The following is an 18,279-nucleotide window of genomic DNA, read 5'->3' as shown; positions in this document are numbered from 1 at the left end:
ACCAGTCTCCTGTAAAGTACAGAAAACTGGCCTCATGAATGTGTTTTTCTTGTGTCCCATTATAAGGGTGCAGTGCCTAAAGAGCTTGTTTTTAATTCATCATCCCTGCTTGCAGGTTATACATGCGGTAGTAGGTGCCTTTTTGGGCGAGGATCTCTTCGTGGCGTCCTTGCTCGATGATACGCCCCTTGTCCAGCACATAGATACAATCAGCGTCCTGGATAGTAGATAGCCTGTGGGCAATGGCAATGGTGGTGCGCCCTTTTCGCATTTTCTCAAGCGAGGCTTGCACCGTTGCTTCGGTCTCGGAGTCGATGTTAGCGGTCGCCTCATCAAGGATGAGAATCTTTGGCTTGCTAGCGACTGTCCTAGCAAAGGCTAGGAGCTGGCGTTGCCCTGTTGAAAAGCTGCCGCCACGCTCGCTGACGGGCTGGTCATAGCCCTGCTCTAGCTTATCAATAAAGTGACTGGCATCCACAAACTCAGCTGCTGCCTTCACCTCTTCCTCACTAATATCCTGATACATCTTGATATTAGAGCTAATGGTGCCGTGATAGAGAAAAGGCTCTTGCAGAACTAAGCCGATGTTCTTGCGCAGCTCATCCTTGCTGTAGCGTCTGATGTCCACACCATCGATGAGAATCTCGCCCGCTTGAAACTCGTAAAAACGCATAAAGACATTGATAATAGAGGACTTACCAGAGCCTGTTGAGCCGACAAAGGCAATGGTTTCTCCCTTTTTCACCTCAAAGGAGATATTATCCAAAATCTGACGTTTACCGTCATAGCTAAAGCTGACGTTTTTAAAGGCGATATTCCCCTGACTAATCGTGTGGCTGCCCTCTTTTTGCTTAGGCTCATAGACACGCTCATCAATCAAATCAAAAACACGACTAGCTGACACCATGGAGGTCTGCAGGGTTGAAAAGTTCTGCGTCACCTCAATCAAAGGGTCAAAAAGGCGGTTGATATACTGGATAAAAGCGTACATGACCCCAGCAGAAATGCCTAGCTGCATGCCACGAAAACCAAAGTAAGCCATGAGTACAGCATAAGCGAGTAGTTTTAGTAGCGACATGGCAGGGCGCAAAAAGAGAGAGTCCAGCTGCATGGAGCGATTGGCATAGACGACATGCTCTGCGTTGATGTCCTCAAATTCCTCTTGCAAGCGCTTCTCCTGCCCAAACGCCTGTATAATCTTAATCCCCTCGATACTCTCAGACAGCTTGCTATTGATGTCACTGAGCAGACTTCTAGTCTTTTCAATCACGCTGACTGATAGCTTACGATAGAGATTAACTAGAATAAAGATAAAGGGTAAAAAGAGGATAATCAAAAGCGTCACTCGCCAATCCAAAAGCAGCATGGTGTAGAGGGTCACAGAAAAGATAAAAATCGCCGTGATAAAGCTTGAGAGAATACCTGAAAACATATCGCTGATAGCTTCAGTATCATTGGTGATACGAGAGACGATAGAGCCAGCTGGCGTCTTGTCAAAGTAAGCCATGCCTAGGCGCTCCATATTAGCAAAAGCATCGTAGCGAATATCACGCACGATACGGTAAGACACCTTGGCAAAAAAGAGATTACCAAAATACTGGATGATACTCTGCAGGACATAAAGCCCATAATAGCCCAGCAAAAGCAGCATAGCAGGCTGATTGAGGGCATGCAGGTAGTGGTCGATAAAGTGCGAAGCTAAAAGCGGAATGACACTTTTGATAACGGTCGTTAGCAGCAATAAAGCAAGCGCTAGTGCGGTCAACCATTTGTAGCGCTTGAGGTAGGTAATCAAGCGCTTAAAAACAGCCCATTGACTAGTGTTTATCATAGCGTCTCCTCCATTTCTAACTGCTGAGAAGCATAGGTCTTGGCATACCAGCCGTCTGCTTTTAGCAAGTCCTCATGACGCCCCTGCTCGATAATGGTGCCGTCCTGCAAGACCAAGATAAGGTCAGCATGCACCACAGCTGATAGGCGGTGCGCTGTGATAATCGTGGTTTGATTCTGCCGTGTCTCTCGTAGATTATCGATAATAGCATGCTCAGTTTTGGCGTCCACAGCTGACAGAGAGTCATCCAACAGTAAAATCTCTGGGTCTAAAATCATAGCACGGCTCATGGCAAGCCTTTGCTTTTGCCCACCTGACATGCTGACCCCTTTTTCACCGACAACTGTGTCAAAGCCCTCTGGCATTGCCATGATATCCTCGTAGACCTGTGAGAGCTTGGTCGCTTCTGCGACAGCGCCTCTGCTGAGTTCGGGATTACCAAATCGGACATTTTCTAAGATAGTTGTGGCAAAGAGAAATTGGTCTTGGGGCACATAGCCGATGAGTCCTCGCAAATCCTTTAGGCGATAGTCTTTGAGATTGTGCCCATTAAGGGTAATGCTACCTTGTGTCACATCGTGCTGGCGCAAAAGCAAGCGCAGCAAGGTGGTCTTACCAGAGCCAGTCTGCCCGACAATTCCTAAGGTCTGTCCTTTTTTCAGCCTAAAGTGGATGTTGTTGAGCGTTGCCTCGTGGTCATAGTGAAAGGCGTCAATATTATAAATGAGATCTCCATTTTCAGCCGGTGTGATAGGGTGTTCTGGATCTTTGACATCAGACTCTTGGCTGAGCAACTCCTCAATCCGACTGTAAGACACACTACCACGCTGTATCATATTAAATAAAAAGCCAATTGCCATCAAGGGCCACACCAGCATATCGAGATAGGTCACAAAGGTCACTAGACTCCCAACTGTGACCTGACCCTTGACCACCATGACAGACCCCACAAGAAGCGTCAGCACATAGGACGCTCCGATAAAGAGCAAGACTAAGGGATCAAACATAACATCGTACTTCATGGTCGTCATGTTTTTCTGATAGGTCATGGCATTTACCCGCTGAAAATCCGCTAGTTCCGCCTCTTGGTAGCTAAAGGACTTGGTGACTTTGATACCTGAGACACTTTCTTGGACCTTGTTATTGAGCTCTGAAAAGGCGGCTTGCGAGTGCTTGAAGCTCTCGTGGGTCTTGCGCCCAAGACGACTGGTCGCATAAGCCATAAAAGGCAAAGGCAGCACTGCGATTAGAGTCATCTGCCATGAGATGGTAAAAAACATGGTAAACAGTGTCACCAGCGCTGTGATAGAAGCATCGACAGCCGACATGACCCCACCACCAGCCAAGCGTGTCAGTGAGTTGATGTCATTCGTTGCATGCGCCATCAAATCACCGGTACGGTATTTTTCATAAAAGCTGGGTGGCATTTTGGTAAAATGCTCAAACAAACGGTAGCGCATGATTTGACCTAAACGATAGGATGTGCCTAGGATATACATGCGCCAAATGTAGCGCAGCGCATACATGGCAAGCGCAGCCAGCACTAGCCAAAGCAGGCTGAGCAACAGTTTATCTGTCGTCAGTTTTTTCTCTGTGATACTATCAATCACAGCTCCCATAATTTTTGGTGGAATGAGATTGAGCACGGCAACGAGGCTGAGTGAGAAAATCCCAATCAGATAGCGCCGTTTTTCCAGTCTGAAAAACCACCACAGTCTCCTAATAATAGACATGTTTTCCTCCTCATTTTCATCTATCCTATCATACAGGTTTCAAGGGCATTTGACAATCATTTTATTTCTCAAAACGACAAAAACAGCTGTTTGAAAAACAAGCTGTTTGACATTTAAGAGTGGCTGAGCCATTTCACTAAAAAACGATAAGTCCACAGGGCAAAAAGACCACCTAGACTATTGGTCCAGAGGTCATCAACCTCAAAGACACGATTAGCATCAAAAAGAGCATCGATAAGAAGCTGTGTGCACTCGATAAAAAGGCTACAGCCAAAAGCGACGAGAAAACTGCGCTTTAGGGTGCGAAGCTCCTTAAAGAGCGCTAGCAAACCTAATATCAAGGGATAGAGCAAAAAGCAGTTGACCACATTTTGCCCAATCACCCAAAACAACTGCCAAGCGCTCTCTATCTCGCCTAGGCTGACCAGCGAGTTAAAGGGAACTAGTAAAAAGACCAGACGCCCCACATGTTGGATGTTTGGTGTCTCCATGCCAGCAACAACATGCTGTGGACCAAAGCACATGTAAGCAATCATCAAGCTGTAGAGCCCAATCAAAATCCAAACCAAACGTCTTCCCTTTGCAGTTAGTGTCAATGTGTCATCCCACAAGCCAAGCTGTTTAAAGAAGCGACTCACTTCTTAGCTCCTAGCGCTGCCGCTGCCTTTTGACGGTCACGCTTCATGGTGTTTGAGCGCAATTGTCCACAAGCCGCATCAATATCTGTCCCGTGCTCTTGACGTACCACGCAGTTGACACCATTTTTCTTGAGAACGTCGTAAAAAGCAGCTACACGTTCCTTAGGACTACGCCTGTACTGGTCGTGCTCACTGACAGGGTTGTAAGGGATGAGGTTGACATAAGAAAGCTTTCTGATGTTTTTGGTCAAGTCAGCGAGCTCTTGTGCCTGCTCCACGCCGTCATTGACTTGATTGAGCATGATGTACTCAAAGGTCACACGACGGTTGGTTTTTTCGATGTAGTATTCAATAGCGTCAAAGAGTTTTTCCAGCGGGAAAGAGCGGTTGATACGCATGATACTTGAGCGCAGGTCATTGTTTGGTGCATGTAGAGAGACTGCCAAGTTGACTTGAACGCCTTCGTTAGCGAAATCACGAATCTTGTGAGCTAGTCCTGACGTTGACACGGTGATGTGACGAGCACCAATAGCTAGTCCATTGTCGTCGTTGATAGTACGCAAGAACTTCATGACATTGTCGTAATTGTCAAAAGGCTCACCAATTCCCATGACCACGACGTGGCTGACACGCTCATCCTGTCCACGCTCGTCAAAATACTTTTGCACCAGCATGATTTGAGCTGTGATTTCACCGCTGTTTAGGTCACGTTGCTTTTTAATCAAGCCACTAGCACAGAAAGTACAACCGATGTTACAGCCAACTTGGGTCGTCACACAGACAGAAAGCCCATAGTGCTGACGCATCAAAACAGTCTCAATCAACATCCCATCTGGCAATTCAAAGAGATACTTGACCGTGCCGTCTGCTGACTCTTGAACGATACGTTGCTTGAGCGGATTGACACAGAAGTTTTCATTTAAAAGAGCGATAAAATCTTTTGAGATATTAGTCATCTCCTCAAACGATTGGACACGCTTGCGGTAGAGCCAATCCCAAATCTGCGTTGCTCTAAATTTTTTCTCCCCGTGCGCTATCGCCCACTCAATCAGCTCATCTCGGGTTAAACTATAAATCGATGGTTTCATATCACTCTCAAGCAGCTCCTTGCTGCCTTCCTCCTCTGTTATTTTTCTTTCTTTCTGATGACAAACTGCGCTCTAGCATCCTTAATCGCACGCTCTTCTTGGCGACGTCTACGCTTGTTGTCTCGGCGCACGCTATCTTTTCGTTTTTTGTCTTTGAATGGATAGTTTTGGCGCTCTTTTTTGTTACTTTTTTTCTTTCTTTTGGTGACAAGCTCTTCCTCAAAGAAGATTTCCTCTGGCTCAGGGTTTTCAAGTACAAAGTAAGCACAACCAAAGTTACAATATTCATTAAGATAATCTTCGAGCCGTGTAATGTTTTTGTTTTCCTTGCCTTTAGGTGTTTTTTTGTAAAAACCTCTTAGGCGCAGCTGTTCATTACCCCAATCACCGACGATATAGTCATACTTGAGGAGCACTTCTGAAAAGCGTTGCGTAAAGGCAGTGGCATCAAAAGCTGACTTGTCATTGTCAATCAAGCTAAACTCATAACTGTCACTTTTTACCTTGTCACCGACAAGCACAAACTGCGGTCCAGGAAACTTGTTGTAGTTATACATCTCTTCTGAGATTTCCTTACGCATAAGACTCCTCTCTAGTCACTAGATTTTAAAATGTTTTGACGATGTAGTTTTCGACGACCTCTCGTAGCAAGTCGGGAAAAAGGAGCTGTGCTGGATAGGCTTTGAGTGTCTCAAAGTAGCGTGCAAAGACATACTGATCCACAAGCACCAAGCGCAGCTTCTCCTTTTTGGCAATATGACTATTATACACTATTTCATGATTTTTGTAAGTAAAACCTTTTTGGACAATATCGCCAAAAACACGCCCTCGAAAGCCCATGCCACGGATTTTTTCATTTTTGAGAAAAAGGGCTTCGCTGTAAATATCCTGACAAATCTCTAAAAAAGCTGCCTTGTCGACCTCGACAATAGCGAGTCTCATCTGGTGAGGTAGGCTCTTTTGCAAGTTATCTCGACTCAACTCTTTGACAAAAGGTGTCACCACCAAGCCAGAATTGATAATCACCACATCAGCCTTAGCATAGTCAAGCATAGCATCCATAACCAGCTGGCAACTCTTCTCAAGGTCAAAATCCTCTTTAAAGGTCTTTATCGGATATTTTCGCAGTAGTCGGTGCCCTTCATCCTTTAAATGAGAGACAAAAGCGTCATCTCCAGCCTGACTAGGCAAGCATCTAGTCTCATGCGCTGTGATGTTAATAGCCTCTAGCTTGTGGTCGTCAAAAAAGAGGTTAATCTCACCGACATACTGCCCGTACTTGCCAGCCGCAGCCAGATAAGTCGTTCCCAGCTGTTTGCCCTCTTCAAAGACATGGTGCGTGTGAGCACCGATGATAAGGTCAACCGCCTCAAAGTTTTCAGCAATCTTCTCATCATAGCGAATGCCCAAATGACTCATGACAATCCGAAAATCAGCTGCCTTTACCTCAGGACGTTCGAGGTCTTGCGCTAAACAAACTAGCGGATCCAGCACCTGCCAGCCATTTGGCTCATAAGTCGCCGTGTAGGGAAAGGTATAAGCAAGAAAGGCAATGGTCGTGCCTTTTTTGGTCTTGTAAAGATGATAAGGCTGCGCCCAACTAGGTCTTTGCCCTTGACTTTCTAGGTTTCCTAAAATGAGCTGAAACTTTGCTGTGTCATAGACATGGTTGAGTACATCTTTAGACAAGCCGATACCTTCATTGTTGCCGATTGTTGCTAGTTGAATGCCAAGGTCATTCATCAAACTGACATTTGCCAGACCTAGCGTCGCATCTGTCAGCGGATGGCTTCTGTCGATATTGTCACCAAGGTCCAGCGTTAAAGTTTCTACTTGCTCACTAGAGCGTTTCTCCTCAAAAAAGCGCTTGATTTTCGGGTAAGCCTCAAAATGAGAATGCAAATCATTGATATGTAATAAACGGATATGCTCGCTCATGACGCCTCCCTTCCTCTAGCGATCCTGTAAAAGCTAGACTTCTTTTCCCTTATAGACAAAGCGAATATGTGAAAAATCGCTATCATCCTGCTTGTCTGCCATAAAGGCTGCCGCTTCTTTTTTGACCTGGACAAGGTCAATCCCTTGCGCTGTCGCACCATAGACACAACCACAGTAGCACTGGCGATAGATGTCATACTCTTCACACATCTCAACTGAGCGCAGATAACCCTTATTTTTCTTAAAATCGCTGGGCAAATACTTCGTCGCATAGACTTTTTGGACATCAAGACCAATCGAGTTGATAGTCTGCGCATTTTTGTGCGGGCTGATAGTCAGTGCTGAGCCAAAGTAGTCAAAACCAAGCTCCACCGCCTTTTGAGCCGTTTTATCTAAACGATAGTCAAAGCAGACCTTACAACGGTCACCCCCTTCTGGCTCAGCCTCTAGCCCACGCACGATCTTGACAAATTCATTTGGCTGATAACTCTCAGCTAAAAACTGCACGTGATTGCCTGTACGCTCATTAAAATCACTGATAAACTTCTTAGTAACATACTCACGTTTTTCATACTCTGCTTTTGGATGAATGTTTGAGTTGGCAAAGTAAATGGTCACATCTGCATACTGCGTCAGATACTCTAAAGTATAGGTCGAGCACGGAGCACAGCAGACATGCATCAAAATCTTTGGTCGTACGGTCTCTCTTTGCCAGACCTTGACCATCTGCTGCATGACACGATCGTAGTTTATCTTTTGATTGGGGTTCATCTTTGACAGAACCTCAGTCACGTTAATCATGGCTGAACCTTCTAGCCCACTTAGTCCTTTCATCATCTCTCGTCCTTATTTTGTATTTTTTAGATAATCAATCGCTTCTTGAAGCGTTGTGACAGGGACAATCTTCATATTTGTGCCTATCTTCTTGGCTGCTTCTTTGGCTTCTTCGTAGTTGGTTTTAGCGCTTGGGTCTTTCTTTTTGACCGCTTTGTCTACTGGATTATTTGGCACAAAGAAAATCTCCGCACCAGCCTCGGCTGCTGAAATGACCTTGAGAGCAGCTCCGCCGATATCACCAACAGAACCATCAGACTCAATGGTTCCAGTTCCTGCAATCACACGTCCATTGCGCAAATTTTCCCCAGACACTTGGTCATAAATGGCTAAGGTAAACATCAAGCCAGCGCTAGGTCCTCCGACACCTTCTGTTGAAAAGGCGACTTTGACAGGAGAGTTGACCTCTGTGTGGTCTGTTAGTCCAATACCAATCCCGTTTTTACCGTTGCTGAGTTTGACGATTTTACCTTCTGCGGTCTTACTCTTGCCATCTGATGTATAGCTGACAGTTACTTTATCACCCAGCTTCAAGCCACCCACATAGTCGATCAACTCTTTTGAGCTCTCAAAGGTTTTACCATTGACACCAGTCACCGTGTCTGCAATCTGCAAGACATTCTTAAAGGTTGAATTGTCTGCGACATTAAGCACATAAACGCCCTTGTAGTCCATGGTGACTTCTTTACCAGCGAGTTTTAGAGCTTGGTAAATGGCAGTGTTTTGCGAGCTCTCCATATAAAACTGGTTGATACGGATATAGTCCTCATTGCTGTAGCCACCTGTCGTGTCTTGCTCTGTCTCGATAACCGTATCTGGTGTCTCTAGAGCGTAGAGGAGCTGGGCTAGAGTCGCTTGACTAACACCTACCGCCACAAAGTTATAAGACCCTTTTTGGCTATCTTCTTTGCCATTGACGGTCAAGACAGACTTGATGTCAAAAGCACCACCAGGCATTTCAACATAATAAGGAAGTGGTACAAAAAGGCTAAAGAGGACAAAAACGACTGCGATAATGCCAACTAGCCACCACTTAAATCGCTGCCAAAAGGACTTCTTTTTTTCTTGCTTACTTGTCATAGCTATTATTATTCTCCATTTCTACTAGGACACTCTCTGGCACAAAAGGCGTGATATCTGCACCAAAATGTATCAACTCCCGAACACGACTAGAACTCACATGAGAAAGCTCTGGCTTTGCCAATAAAAAAACACTCTCAATGCTGTCATCTAGGTGATGGTTGAAAAAAGCAAGCTCAGCCTCATAATCCAAGTCCTTGCTGCTGCGTAAACCACGCACCAGATGTGTCACACCCAGCCTTCTTGCCACATCAACAGCCAGCTCATCTCGTGCCATAATCACCTCGACATTTGGCAAAGGTACTAAAGCTTCACTGAGCATGTGCGCACGCTCCTCCATGGTAAAAAGACTGGTCTTTGCCAGATTGGCAAAAAGCCCAACATAGAGCTTGTCAAACAGCTTACTGCTGCGTGTCAGCAGATCGATATGTCCCAGAGTTACAGGGTCAAAAGACCCTGTAAAGAGACCTATTTTTTCAGTCATTTATCATCTCCACTAAAGTAAAACCATAACATCATGACAATGATGAAAAGACCAGTCAAGTGACTAGGCTTCAAACCATTGGCTACAAAGTCCAAGAAAAAAGGTAAGCTTAAAAGCACAGCCATCAATAGATAGATCGGGTCTTTGCTACGAGATAGAGAGCCTGTTCCCTCTTGATTTTTCAAATGAAAATGTTTTAGATATTGCTCCAAGCGATTAAGCCGATACAAAAGGTAAAACAGCACTATCACAATCACTATAAAAACAAGCACCCTCATATCCATAACGCTCTCCTAGCTCACATAGACACTGACCTTACTGATACCGTAGGTCTTTTGCTTCCATAGCTCAACTGAAGCAATCGTCTCTGGAAGCTCAACCGCCTTATCCGTCTCACAGACAATCAAGGCACCCTCAGCAAGAAGTCCTCTCTCCTCTAAGTGTTCAATAGTCTTTACAATTTCTTCCTTAGCATAGGGTGGGTCAAGTAATACCAAGTCAAACGCTCCATCCAACAGGTCCAAGGATTTATTTGCCTCCATTTTCAGAAGTTGAAACTGGCTGGCTGCCTTGGTCATTTTGATATTTTCCAGGATAATCGCTTGCGCCTTACGATTACGCTCTACAAGTACAGCCTCTGTCATGCCTCGAGAAATAGCCTCGATGGCAAGGCTGCCGCTGCCTGCGTACAAATCCAAAACACGACCACCCTCAAAGTAAGGACCAATCATATTAAAAATAGCGCCCTTGACCTTATCTGTCGTTGGGCGTGTCGTCTGACCCGCCAAGGTCTTTAGCGGACGACCACCAAATGTTCCTGCTACTACTCTCATGCTATCTATTATAACACAATGTTAGAGCGTTTCCTATCTCAAGTGAGATTTATCCTGTGGAGACAAAATGCAAAAAACAGAAAATCGTTTTGACTTACTGTTTGATAACTTTCAATAATCCGTAATCTCCGCTCGGTCGTGGATACGGCTTTGCTTACCTTGACGGCTCTTGAGGACAGCTGCGACATCTTCTGGTGTGACGGCTGTCTCAACCAGCATGACCGCTAAATGATAGAGCAAGTCAGCAGTTTCATTTGCAATCTCATCCTTGTCGGCATTTTTAGCAGCGATGATGACCTCGCTACTTTCTTCGCCCACTTTCTTTAAAATCTTGTCCAATCCTTTGTCAAACAAATAGTTGGTATAAGACCCTTCCTTAGGCTTGTTTTTGCGATTTTTAGCTTCTTGATAAAGATTTTCTAGCATAATCTCTCCTTATAAAATCTGATTGAAAAAGCATGACGTGGCACCGGTATGACAGGCAGAACCGCCCACCTGCTCCACCTCAATCAGCAAGGTATCACAATCACAGTCAGCTTTGATAGACTTGACATTTTGAAAATGCCCGCTGGTCGCCCCCTTGTGCCAAAGCTCATCACGACTGCGACTGTAGTACCACATTTGCCCAGTCTCTAGGGTCTTTTGGTAACTCTCTTCATTGAGATAAGCCAGCATCAAAACGTTCTTGGTCTCGTGGTCAAGGATAATAGCTGGAATCAAGCCCGCTTGCTTGTCAAAATCAAGTTTTATCATCGTCTCACCTCCACACCTGCCTGCGCTAGAGCTTCTTTGAGACGTTGAATCTCAATCTCTCCGTAGTGAAAGACAGAGGCAGCAAGCGCACCTGTCACACTAGTCTTTTCAAAAACATCCGTGAAGTCAGCAACGCTCCCGACACCGCCCGATGCGATAATAGGCAATTGTGTGACTTCACTTACTGCTTGGTAGAGTTCTAAGTCAAAGCCTGACTTGGTGCCGTCCTTGTCCATGGAGGTAATGAGAAGCTCACCCGCTCCTAGAGCAGTCACTTCTTTGACCCATTCAATCAAATCTAGCCCTGTGTCCTTGCGACCGCCAGCCACATAGACATGCCAAGTGCCGTCTGGCTGACGTTTGCCGTCAATGGCAACGACCACGCACTGATTGCCAAACTTTTGCGCACAGTCAGCGATGAGCTGAGGATTGTGGACAGCTGAGGAGTTAATAGCGACCTTGTCAGCGCCAGCCCTCAGCATGGCTTGCATATCCGCCACACTGCGAATGCCGCCGCCCACTGTAAAAGGGATAAAGACTTGGCTCGCCACACGCTCCACCACATCCACCATTGTAGCTCGATTATCACTGGTCGCTGTAATATCAAGGAAAACCAGCTCATCACAGACCGCTTCGTAGTAAGCACGAGCACTATCCACAGGGTCACCAACGTCGGTCAAATTGACAAAATTAACCCCCTTGACCACACGACCGTCCTTGACGTCAAGACAGGGAATGATCCGCTTGGCTAACATGACGTCACCTCCTTGAGCTCGTCAAGGCTGATATTGCCGTTATAATAGGCTTTACCGATAATAGTCCCAGCGACACCTAGCTGTGCCAGCTTATCCAAGTCGCTTTTGGCATGAATGCCACCAGAAGCGATGACACGCGCTGTCGTCAACTTATCCACAAGCTGAGCGTAGTGGTCAAAGTTGGGACCTGTCAGCGTGCCATCTCTATCCACATCCGTGTAGACAAACAAAGTCACGCCCAGCTTTTCCATCTCAAGAGCAAGGTCAATAAAATGCACTTGACTGGTCTCAAGCCACCCTTCTGTCGCCACACGACCAGCTTTAGCGTCAATGCCCACCACAATCTTGTCAGCACCAAAGGTCTCAAGCGCCTGCTTGACAAAATCTGGACTTTTCACCGCCATAGAACCAATGATGACACGATCAATCCCCGCAACCAGATAATCCTCAATCTGCGACAATGTGCGAATGCCACCGCCAACCTCGATACCTAGCCCAGTCTCACGCTTGATTTGCGCAATCAAGTCACGATTAGTCGCACGACCCTCCACAGCGCCGTCCAAGTCCACCACATGGATAAACTGAATACCTGCTTCCTTAAAGATCTGTGCCTGCGCTAAAACGTCTTGATTGACCACCGTTTCTTGGGCGAAATCTCCCTTGACCAAGCGCACCGCACGCCCTCCTCTAATATCAATCGCTGGTAGAATTTGCATCCACAACCTCCTTAAATCGCTTCAAAATCATCAAGCCAACCTCGCCAGACTTTTCTGGGTGAAATTGCGCCCCATAAACCTTACCACGTGAAATCATGGCTGGTACTTCCATGCTGTACTGGCTAGTGGCATTTAAAAACTCGGGCGCTACATCAGTGTAGTAACTGTGGACAAAGTAAACCGACTGTCCGTCCAAACCTCTAGTCAAGGCATTGTCCTGCTGGATAGCAAGCTGATTCCAGCCCATGTGAGGGACAGGATAGCCAGCTTTCTCAGGAATAGGGCGACAAGTGCCCGCTATCAAGCCCAAGCCTTTGGTCGGTCTGTGCTCCAAGCCCTCATCTAGCAGCAACTGCATGCCTAGACAAATGCCCAGAAGCGGTGTGCCCTGCGCTACAGCCTGCTTGATGACCTCCACCAAGCCCCAATCACTCAAGCGCTCCATTGCCGCTGGAAAAGCACCAACCCCTGGTAAAATCAAGCCATCCGCCTGCAAGATATCTTCTTTGTCTCTTGAGAGCTTAGCTGAAACACCCAGCTTATCCAAAGCTCGCAGGACATTTGCGGTATTGCCCGCATCGTAGTCAATGACAATCATCACAGCATTCCTTTCGTTGAGTTGACCCCATGTATCTCTGGGTTGATCGTGACGGCTTCTCTTAGCGCACGCCCTGTGGCTTTAAAGAGGCTTTCTGACTTGTGGTGGTTGTTCTTGCCGTGCAAGATTTTCAAGTGCAGGTTCATTTGCAGATTAAAGGCTAGCGCTTGGAAAAATTCCTCCACCAGCTCGGTGTCAAAATTGCCTAGCCGTGGATTGGTAAACTCACAGTCAAAGACCAGATAGCTACGCCCAGACAGGTCAAGACTTGCCATGCCCAGGGTCTCATCCATAGGTACAAAACTGGTACCATAGCGGTTAATGCCTGCCTTGTCGCCCAGCGCTTCTCTTAGCGCCTGCCCTAGGACAATGCCCACATCCTCAACGGTGTGGTGACTGTCCACCCAAAGGTCGCCATCCACTGCCACCTCAAGGCTCAGACACCCATGACGGGAAAATAGCGTCAACATGTGGTCAAAAAAACCGACACCTGTCTCAATAGCCACAGGCTCTTGCCTATCCAGATTGACCTTGAGTTTGATTTTAGTTTCTGCGGTGTTGCGTTCGATACTGGCTTGTCTCATGATGTCTCCTTTTCTTGTCTGATTTCAATGGCACGTGCGTGAGCGGCTAAACCCTCAGCGTAGGCAAGTGTCGTGATATCGGTGCTGGCTTTTTGGATAGCTTCCTTGCTATACTGGGTATATTGCATGCGCTTGACAAAATCATGCACACCAAGCGCTGAGTAGAAGCGAGCGGTGCCTGATGTCGGCAGGACATGATTGGTCCCCGCATAGTAGTCCCCAATCGGCTCACTAGTGTAGTGACCAAGGAAAATAGATCCCGCATGCTCAATCAAGTCTAGATAGTCGTAAGCATCGTCCAGTGCCACCTCCAAGTGCTCTGGCGCCACCTCATTCATGAGGGCAAACATCTCCTCTACCGCTTCTGTGATGATGATACAGCCGTGATTGTCCAGCGCTTTTTGGGCAATGTCTCTGCGTGGCAGAGTTACGAGCTGCCTCTCCAGCTCTTTTTCCACCGCATCCGCAAACGTTTCAGAATTAGTCACCAAAGTAGCACGTGCCAACACATCATGCTCCGCTTGAGACAGCAAGTCTGCTGCGACAAATCGAGCATTGGCGGAATCGTCTGCAATAACGCCAATCTCAGATGGACCTGCAATCATATCAATACCCACCAGACCAAAAACCTGCTTTTTAGCTGTCGATACAAAGATATTTCCAGGACCTGTGATTTTATCGACCTTGGGAATCGTCTCCGTCCCAAAGGCAAGCGCTGCGATACCTTGCGCCCCACCAACTTGAAAAATCTTGTCCACACCAGCTAGACTAGCCGCCACCAAGATAGCAGGGTTAAAGCGCTTTTGCGGTGGTGTAATCATGATAATCTCCTTGACGCCTGCAATTTTCGCTGGCAGGACATTCATTAGGACAGACGATGGATAGGCAGCCGTGCCACCTGGGACGTAAACACCCACACGTGACAGCGGACGTACTAATTGACCACGGATAACGCCGTCACTTGGGCGGTCCTCAAAGCCTGCCTCAAGCTGCTGTTTGTGATAACTTTCGATATTGGCTCTGACGTTTTTAAGAGCACTTAGAACTGCTGGGGTAACTTCGTCAAAAGCTTGCTTGATTTGCCCTTCTCCTACCTCAAGACTGGTCAAAGTCATCTTGTCAAACTGCTGGCTGTAGGCATAGAGCGCCTCATCTCCCTTTTCACTCACAGAGGCAAGGATGTCTGCCACAACTTCATCCACTTTTGTCTGATTTTCTTGACTTTTGAGGCGGTCTGCTACCAACTGCGCTACAATTTCATCTTGTTTTCCGACTAAACGTTTCATCAAAATGCTTGCTCCTTTCTGCCGACAATACTTTCAATCTTCTTGATAAACGCCATCACTTCTGGCTTGTTCTTGATAGCCGCTTGATTGGTAATCATCCGTGCGGAGATACGGCAAATGTCCTCAAACTCCACCAAGCCATTTGCCACAAGGGTCGAGCCCGTCTCCACAATGTCCACAATAGCATCTGCAAGACCGAGAACAGGGGCAATTTCCACCGACCCTTGAATGGCGATGATTTCCACATCTTCTCCTTTTTTATGGAAATGCTGGCGTGCAACCTGTGGATACTTGGTGGCAATGCGCTTACGTTTGTGGTCTTGCGGATTGTAGCTAGGCACTGAAGCTACTGCAAATTTACACAATCCAAAGTTGAGATCCAGCACTTCTAGCACACCTGTTGCATACTCGATCAGCAAATCCTTGCCCACAATGCCCAAATCCGCCACCCCGTGGCGCACATAAGTCGCCACATCAGGCGCCTTGACCAAAAGAAATCGAAAAGCTTGATCAGGACTTTCAAAGATGAGGTGACGTCCCTTATCTTGCATAAAAGACATGTCAAAGCCCGCTTGAGTCAGCAAATCCACCATACTTTTTTCAATCCGCCCTTTCGTCAGAGCAATCGTAATTGTCATCTCAATCTCCTTTCTCAAAGGTCAACTGGTCATGAATGGCTTGATAAACCGCATCAATGTCAATCGCCCAGCCCACCGCTGTTAGCTCTGGCGCCCCAAAGCGCCCAAAAAGATGGTCATACCTGCCACCAGACAGAAAAGCATGCGGCACATGAGCGTCAAAGACCCGAAACATCAAGCCATTATAGTAAGGCATGCTAGCCACCTGCGCCAAATCAAGCGCCACACTTGCTAAGTCGTCCTCCTGTCTTAAAACCTGCTCCAGCTCATCAAAGACAGCAAGCAAAGTCGCATCGTCTGTCAACTGTCGTGCCCTCTCAAGCACCACGTCGCCTTTGCCAAACAGATAAGGCAACTCACGGATAAAAGCGTCAAAAGAACTAGGATTGTCCACCGTAAAACCATAAAGCCCTGTAATATTTTTATTGGCAATCAAGTTTTTTAGTTCAGCCGTCTTTGTCTCGTCTAACAGCAAAGTGGTAAAGAGATGTTGTAAAATCTTGGCATGCGAAAACTCAAATGTGTAGTTAGTGACACCTGTAGCACGCAGGGCTGCGTTTGCGGTCTCAATCGCCTCACGCACAGCTAAACTCGCCTCGTAACCCACAAGCTCAATACCTGCCTGCGTGCTTTCACTTTCAAGCCCACGCAAATCCTCATGACGTCTAAACACCTTTCCTGAATAGGAAAACTTAATCGGTGGCTTGACCTGTGTCGAAGCAATGACTCGCCCAATCTGACTAGTCACATCAGGGCGAAGCGTTAGAAGCGCACCATCTGCACCAAAAAAATTGTACTGGTCTATTGCCACACGGTCAGAAAACACCTCAAAATGCTCAATCGTCGGCGTCTCAATCCGATTGAACCCACGAACAAGCAATAAATCACTAATGGTTCGCTCAATCTCATAAGACGCTCGTGCTCGTTTAAAGAGCTTATCGTGCATGCCTGTCGGCAAAGTTGTCTTATTCATCCCATCCTCCTTCTAGCTCATTAAGAACCGCAAGCACCTGCTTCATCTCTTCATCCGTCCCGATAGAAATCCGCAAGTAATCCTTGATACGCTCCACTTTGGGAAAATAGCGCACATAGATATGCCTACGCTCTAGCGCCTCAAAAACTTCTTTTGTTGCTTCCCTTGGCTTTGCGAGCACAAAGTTTGCCTGACTAGGTACAACCTCCCAATCCAAATCCTTCAAGCTTCTACTAAACCAATCCCTCGTTCGTGCTATCTGCTGGCAAGTCTTTTCATAGTAGCCCCAGTCCTCCACTGCAGCTGTTGCCAAAGCTTCTGCCAAACTATCTACCGCATAAGGATTAACCGAATTTTTGACCGCCTCCATGACCGCTATCAAGCGGCGACTCCCAATACCGTATCCCACACGAAGCCCAGCCAAACTCGCATCCTTTGAAAACGTCCGTGTGATAAAGAGATTGTCGTAGGTCTCAAGCAAAGGAACCGCTGTCTGACCACCAAAGTTGATATAAGCCTCATCTACAATCACCACCACATCTGGGTGCGCTCTTAGCAAACCCGCAAGCTCATCAAGACCTTTAAACCGTCCAGTCGGAGCATTGGGATTAGCAATGATGATACCACCATATTCTCCAACATAGTCTGAAAAATCAATCTCAAAGTTATCCGTCAGCGGCACTTCCTCATAAGGCACATGATAGAGCTCCGCCCAAACCTTGTAAAAACCATAGGTCAAGTCTGGAAATTTGATAGGCAGGCTACTATTGAAAAAAGACAGAAAAGCTTGTGACAAAATATCATCGGATCCATTTTCCACGATGAGTTGCTCACTTGATACACCCAACTGCTGGGCTAAAGCGTTCTTGAGCCCAGCCTGGTCTAAACTAGAATAGCGAACCAGAGACTTAGCATCAAAAGCCTGCAAGCTCTCTATTACCTTTGGGCTAGGGGGATAGGCATTTTCATTGGTATTTAGCTTTATCATCTTTTGGTCAGCAGGTTGTTTTCCCGCCACATAAGGCGCAATCTGTCGTAATCCTCTATCTCTGTCATAGCCAGCTCCTCTTTCTTCTCTTCATTCAGCGATAATTTGAAAAAACAAACAAAAATGCCCTCGCAAAAAAACTTTTGCAAGGACGTTTCCACGTGGTCCTACCTCGATTTAGCCAACTGTCACCAGCTGACCCTCTGGAAGTCTATCAACTTCTGGCGTGATAACGACTGCCAACCGTCAAACACTACTCGTACTCTTTCGCATTTGCACTCAAGAATGTGTATCCGAGACTCACATGCACTCTCAGAAACCATGCACTCTCTGTCCAAATCGTCTCAGACGTTTTTCTCTCTTCGCTTTGATTTAGATAATATTTTACCGAAATTTCTGAAAAATGCAAGCTAAAAACAGAATTTTCTCAAAAAATATTAGGGAACTATATTCGTGGTGCTAGTTGATTTCAAAATATCTCAAATTATAGGCTAGTACGATTTGTTCTATTCTCAATTGCAAGCCTGTT

General features: G+C 46.5%; 21 protein-coding genes. All 21 read right to left on the bottom strand.

Annotated features, from left to right (window positions below; genetic code table 11):
* Window positions 1–91: 91 nt before the first annotated feature.
* Window positions 92–1,831: an ABC transporter ATP-binding protein gene (locus AALA56_RS08510; protein WP_369909613.1), complete on the bottom strand. Its 1,740-nt coding sequence runs from the start codon at window positions 1,829–1,831 to the stop codon at window positions 92–94.
* Window positions 1,828–3,564 carry an ABC transporter ATP-binding protein gene (locus AALA56_RS08505; protein ID WP_369909612.1) on the bottom strand — a complete coding sequence of 579 codons (1,737 nt, stop codon included), beginning with the start codon at window positions 3,562–3,564 and terminating at the stop codon, window positions 1,828–1,830. The genes AALA56_RS08510 and AALA56_RS08505 overlap by 4 nt, the downstream gene beginning before the upstream one ends.
* 113 nt (window positions 3,565–3,677) lie before the next feature.
* Complete coding sequence (locus AALA56_RS08500; RefSeq protein ID WP_369909618.1) at window positions 3,678–4,175, bottom strand: VanZ family protein; 498 nt, start codon at window positions 4,173–4,175, stop codon at window positions 3,678–3,680.
* 23 nt (window positions 4,176–4,198) lie between these two features.
* The gene (rlmN, locus tag AALA56_RS08495; protein WP_369909611.1) at window positions 4,199–5,290 is read right to left on the bottom strand and encodes a 23S rRNA (adenine(2503)-C(2))-methyltransferase RlmN; all 1,092 of its coding nucleotides are present in this window, start codon (window positions 5,288–5,290) and stop codon (window positions 4,199–4,201) included.
* Between the two features lie 38 nt (window positions 5,291–5,328).
* Complete coding sequence (locus AALA56_RS08490) at window positions 5,329–5,871, bottom strand: YutD family protein (protein WP_369909610.1); 543 nt, start codon at window positions 5,869–5,871, stop codon at window positions 5,329–5,331.
* Window positions 5,872–5,896: 25 nt separating this feature from the next.
* Window positions 5,897–7,228: a bifunctional metallophosphatase/5'-nucleotidase gene (locus AALA56_RS08485; RefSeq protein WP_369909609.1), complete on the bottom strand. Its 1,332-nt coding sequence runs from the start codon at window positions 7,226–7,228 to the stop codon at window positions 5,897–5,899.
* Between the two features lie 33 nt (window positions 7,229–7,261).
* Entirely contained in the window at window positions 7,262–8,029 is a 768-nt protein-coding gene (locus tag AALA56_RS08480) for an epoxyqueuosine reductase QueH (protein WP_369909617.1), read from the bottom strand.
* A 45-nt stretch (window positions 8,030–8,074) separates the two neighbouring features.
* On the bottom strand, window positions 8,075–9,142 hold the full coding sequence (locus AALA56_RS08475) for a SepM family pheromone-processing serine protease (RefSeq protein WP_369909608.1): 1,068 nt from the start codon (window positions 9,140–9,142) through the stop codon (window positions 8,075–8,077).
* Window positions 9,132–9,626: a pantetheine-phosphate adenylyltransferase gene (gene coaD / locus AALA56_RS08470; RefSeq protein WP_369909607.1), complete on the bottom strand. Its 495-nt coding sequence runs from the start codon at window positions 9,624–9,626 to the stop codon at window positions 9,132–9,134. Before coaD ends, AALA56_RS08475 begins: the two co-directional genes overlap by 11 nt.
* Window positions 9,623–9,910: a hypothetical protein gene (locus AALA56_RS08465; protein ID WP_369909605.1), complete on the bottom strand. Its 288-nt coding sequence runs from the start codon at window positions 9,908–9,910 to the stop codon at window positions 9,623–9,625. The genes coaD and AALA56_RS08465 overlap by 4 nt, the downstream gene beginning before the upstream one ends.
* Before the next feature lie 9 nt (window positions 9,911–9,919).
* Window positions 9,920–10,459, bottom strand: a complete 540-nt coding sequence (gene rsmD, locus AALA56_RS08460) for a 16S rRNA (guanine(966)-N(2))-methyltransferase RsmD (protein ID WP_369909604.1) — start codon at window positions 10,457–10,459, stop codon at window positions 9,920–9,922.
* A gap of 111 nt (window positions 10,460–10,570) precedes the next feature.
* Window positions 10,571–10,885: a phosphoribosyl-ATP diphosphatase gene (gene hisE / locus AALA56_RS08455; RefSeq protein WP_369909602.1), complete on the bottom strand. Its 315-nt coding sequence runs from the start codon at window positions 10,883–10,885 to the stop codon at window positions 10,571–10,573.
* Window positions 10,886–10,894: 9 nt separating this feature from the next.
* Entirely contained in the window at window positions 10,895–11,212 is a 318-nt protein-coding gene (gene hisI / locus AALA56_RS08450) for a phosphoribosyl-AMP cyclohydrolase (protein WP_369909601.1), read from the bottom strand.
* On the bottom strand, window positions 11,209–11,967 hold the full coding sequence (hisF, locus tag AALA56_RS08445) for an imidazole glycerol phosphate synthase subunit HisF (RefSeq protein ID WP_369909600.1): 759 nt from the start codon (window positions 11,965–11,967) through the stop codon (window positions 11,209–11,211). The genes hisI and hisF overlap by 4 nt, the downstream gene beginning before the upstream one ends.
* Window positions 11,961–12,683: a 1-(5-phosphoribosyl)-5-[(5-phosphoribosylamino)methylideneamino]imidazole-4-carboxamide isomerase gene (hisA, locus tag AALA56_RS08440; RefSeq protein ID WP_369909599.1), complete on the bottom strand. Its 723-nt coding sequence runs from the start codon at window positions 12,681–12,683 to the stop codon at window positions 11,961–11,963. Before hisA ends, hisF begins: the two co-directional genes overlap by 7 nt.
* A complete protein-coding gene (hisH, locus tag AALA56_RS08435) occupies window positions 12,661–13,284 on the bottom strand; it encodes an imidazole glycerol phosphate synthase subunit HisH (protein ID WP_369909598.1) in 624 nt (207 codons plus the stop codon). Before hisH ends, hisA begins: the two co-directional genes overlap by 23 nt.
* Window positions 13,281–13,865 (bottom strand): imidazoleglycerol-phosphate dehydratase HisB, encoded by a 585-nt coding sequence (gene hisB, locus AALA56_RS08430; protein ID WP_369909597.1) that lies wholly within the window; start codon window positions 13,863–13,865, stop codon window positions 13,281–13,283. The genes hisH and hisB overlap by 4 nt, the downstream gene beginning before the upstream one ends.
* On the bottom strand, window positions 13,862–15,151 hold the full coding sequence (gene hisD, locus AALA56_RS08425) for a histidinol dehydrogenase (protein ID WP_369909616.1): 1,290 nt from the start codon (window positions 15,149–15,151) through the stop codon (window positions 13,862–13,864). Before hisD ends, hisB begins: the two co-directional genes overlap by 4 nt.
* A complete protein-coding gene (gene hisG, locus AALA56_RS08420; RefSeq protein ID WP_369909596.1) occupies window positions 15,151–15,789 on the bottom strand; it encodes an ATP phosphoribosyltransferase in 639 nt (212 codons plus the stop codon). Before hisG ends, hisD begins: the two co-directional genes overlap by 1 nt.
* A gap of 1 nt (window position 15,790) precedes the next feature.
* Window positions 15,791–16,762: an ATP phosphoribosyltransferase regulatory subunit gene (locus AALA56_RS08415; RefSeq protein ID WP_369909595.1), complete on the bottom strand. Its 972-nt coding sequence runs from the start codon at window positions 16,760–16,762 to the stop codon at window positions 15,791–15,793.
* Complete coding sequence (gene hisC / locus AALA56_RS08410) at window positions 16,755–17,792, bottom strand: histidinol-phosphate transaminase (protein ID WP_369909615.1); 1,038 nt, start codon at window positions 17,790–17,792, stop codon at window positions 16,755–16,757. The genes AALA56_RS08415 and hisC overlap by 8 nt, the downstream gene beginning before the upstream one ends.
* Window positions 17,793–18,279: the final 487 nt, after the last annotated feature.

This window comes from Streptococcus hyointestinalis (assembly GCF_041225505.1).
GTDB classification, from domain to species: domain Bacteria; phylum Bacillota; class Bacilli; order Lactobacillales; family Streptococcaceae; genus Streptococcus; species Streptococcus hyointestinalis_B.
Note: the sequence above shows the minus strand (reverse complement) of the source record. Positions and strands in the feature narration are given on the sequence as shown.

Coding starts and splice junctions, on each gene's coding strand:
- hisE (WP_369909602.1), bottom strand. CDS start 10,885: ATGCTAGAAAATCTTTATCAAGAAGCTAAAAATCGCAAAAACAAGCCT.
- AALA56_RS08505 (WP_369909612.1), bottom strand. CDS start 3,564: ATGTCTATTATTAGGAGACTGTGGTGGTTTTTCAGACTGGAAAAACGG.
- AALA56_RS08510 (WP_369909613.1), bottom strand. CDS start 1,831: ATGATAAACACTAGTCAATGGGCTGTTTTTAAGCGCTTGATTACCTAC.
- hisI (WP_369909601.1), bottom strand. CDS start 11,212: ATGATAAAACTTGATTTTGACAAGCAAGCGGGCTTGATTCCAGCTATT.
- rsmD (WP_369909604.1), bottom strand. CDS start 10,459: ATGAGAGTAGTAGCAGGAACATTTGGTGGTCGTCCGCTAAAGACCTTG.
- hisD (WP_369909616.1), bottom strand. CDS start 15,151: ATGAAACGTTTAGTCGGAAAACAAGATGAAATTGTAGCGCAGTTGGTA.
- hisA (WP_369909599.1), bottom strand. CDS start 12,683: ATGCAAATTCTACCAGCGATTGATATTAGAGGAGGGCGTGCGGTGCGC.
- AALA56_RS08480 (WP_369909617.1), bottom strand. CDS start 8,029: ATGATTAACGTGACTGAGGTTCTGTCAAAGATGAACCCCAATCAAAAG.
- AALA56_RS08415 (WP_369909595.1), bottom strand. CDS start 16,762: ATGAATAAGACAACTTTGCCGACAGGCATGCACGATAAGCTCTTTAAA.
- AALA56_RS08465 (WP_369909605.1), bottom strand. CDS start 9,910: ATGGATATGAGGGTGCTTGTTTTTATAGTGATTGTGATAGTGCTGTTT.
- AALA56_RS08490 (WP_369909610.1), bottom strand. CDS start 5,871: ATGCGTAAGGAAATCTCAGAAGAGATGTATAACTACAACAAGTTTCCT.
- hisB (WP_369909597.1), bottom strand. CDS start 13,865: ATGAGACAAGCCAGTATCGAACGCAACACCGCAGAAACTAAAATCAAA.
- rlmN (WP_369909611.1), bottom strand. CDS start 5,290: ATGAAACCATCGATTTATAGTTTAACCCGAGATGAGCTGATTGAGTGG.
- coaD (WP_369909607.1), bottom strand. CDS start 9,626: ATGACTGAAAAAATAGGTCTCTTTACAGGGTCTTTTGACCCTGTAACT.
- hisG (WP_369909596.1), bottom strand. CDS start 15,789: ATGACAATTACGATTGCTCTGACGAAAGGGCGGATTGAAAAAAGTATG.
- AALA56_RS08485 (WP_369909609.1), bottom strand. CDS start 7,228: ATGAGCGAGCATATCCGTTTATTACATATCAATGATTTGCATTCTCAT.
- AALA56_RS08475 (WP_369909608.1), bottom strand. CDS start 9,142: ATGACAAGTAAGCAAGAAAAAAAGAAGTCCTTTTGGCAGCGATTTAAG.
- hisF (WP_369909600.1), bottom strand. CDS start 11,967: ATGTTAGCCAAGCGGATCATTCCCTGTCTTGACGTCAAGGACGGTCGT.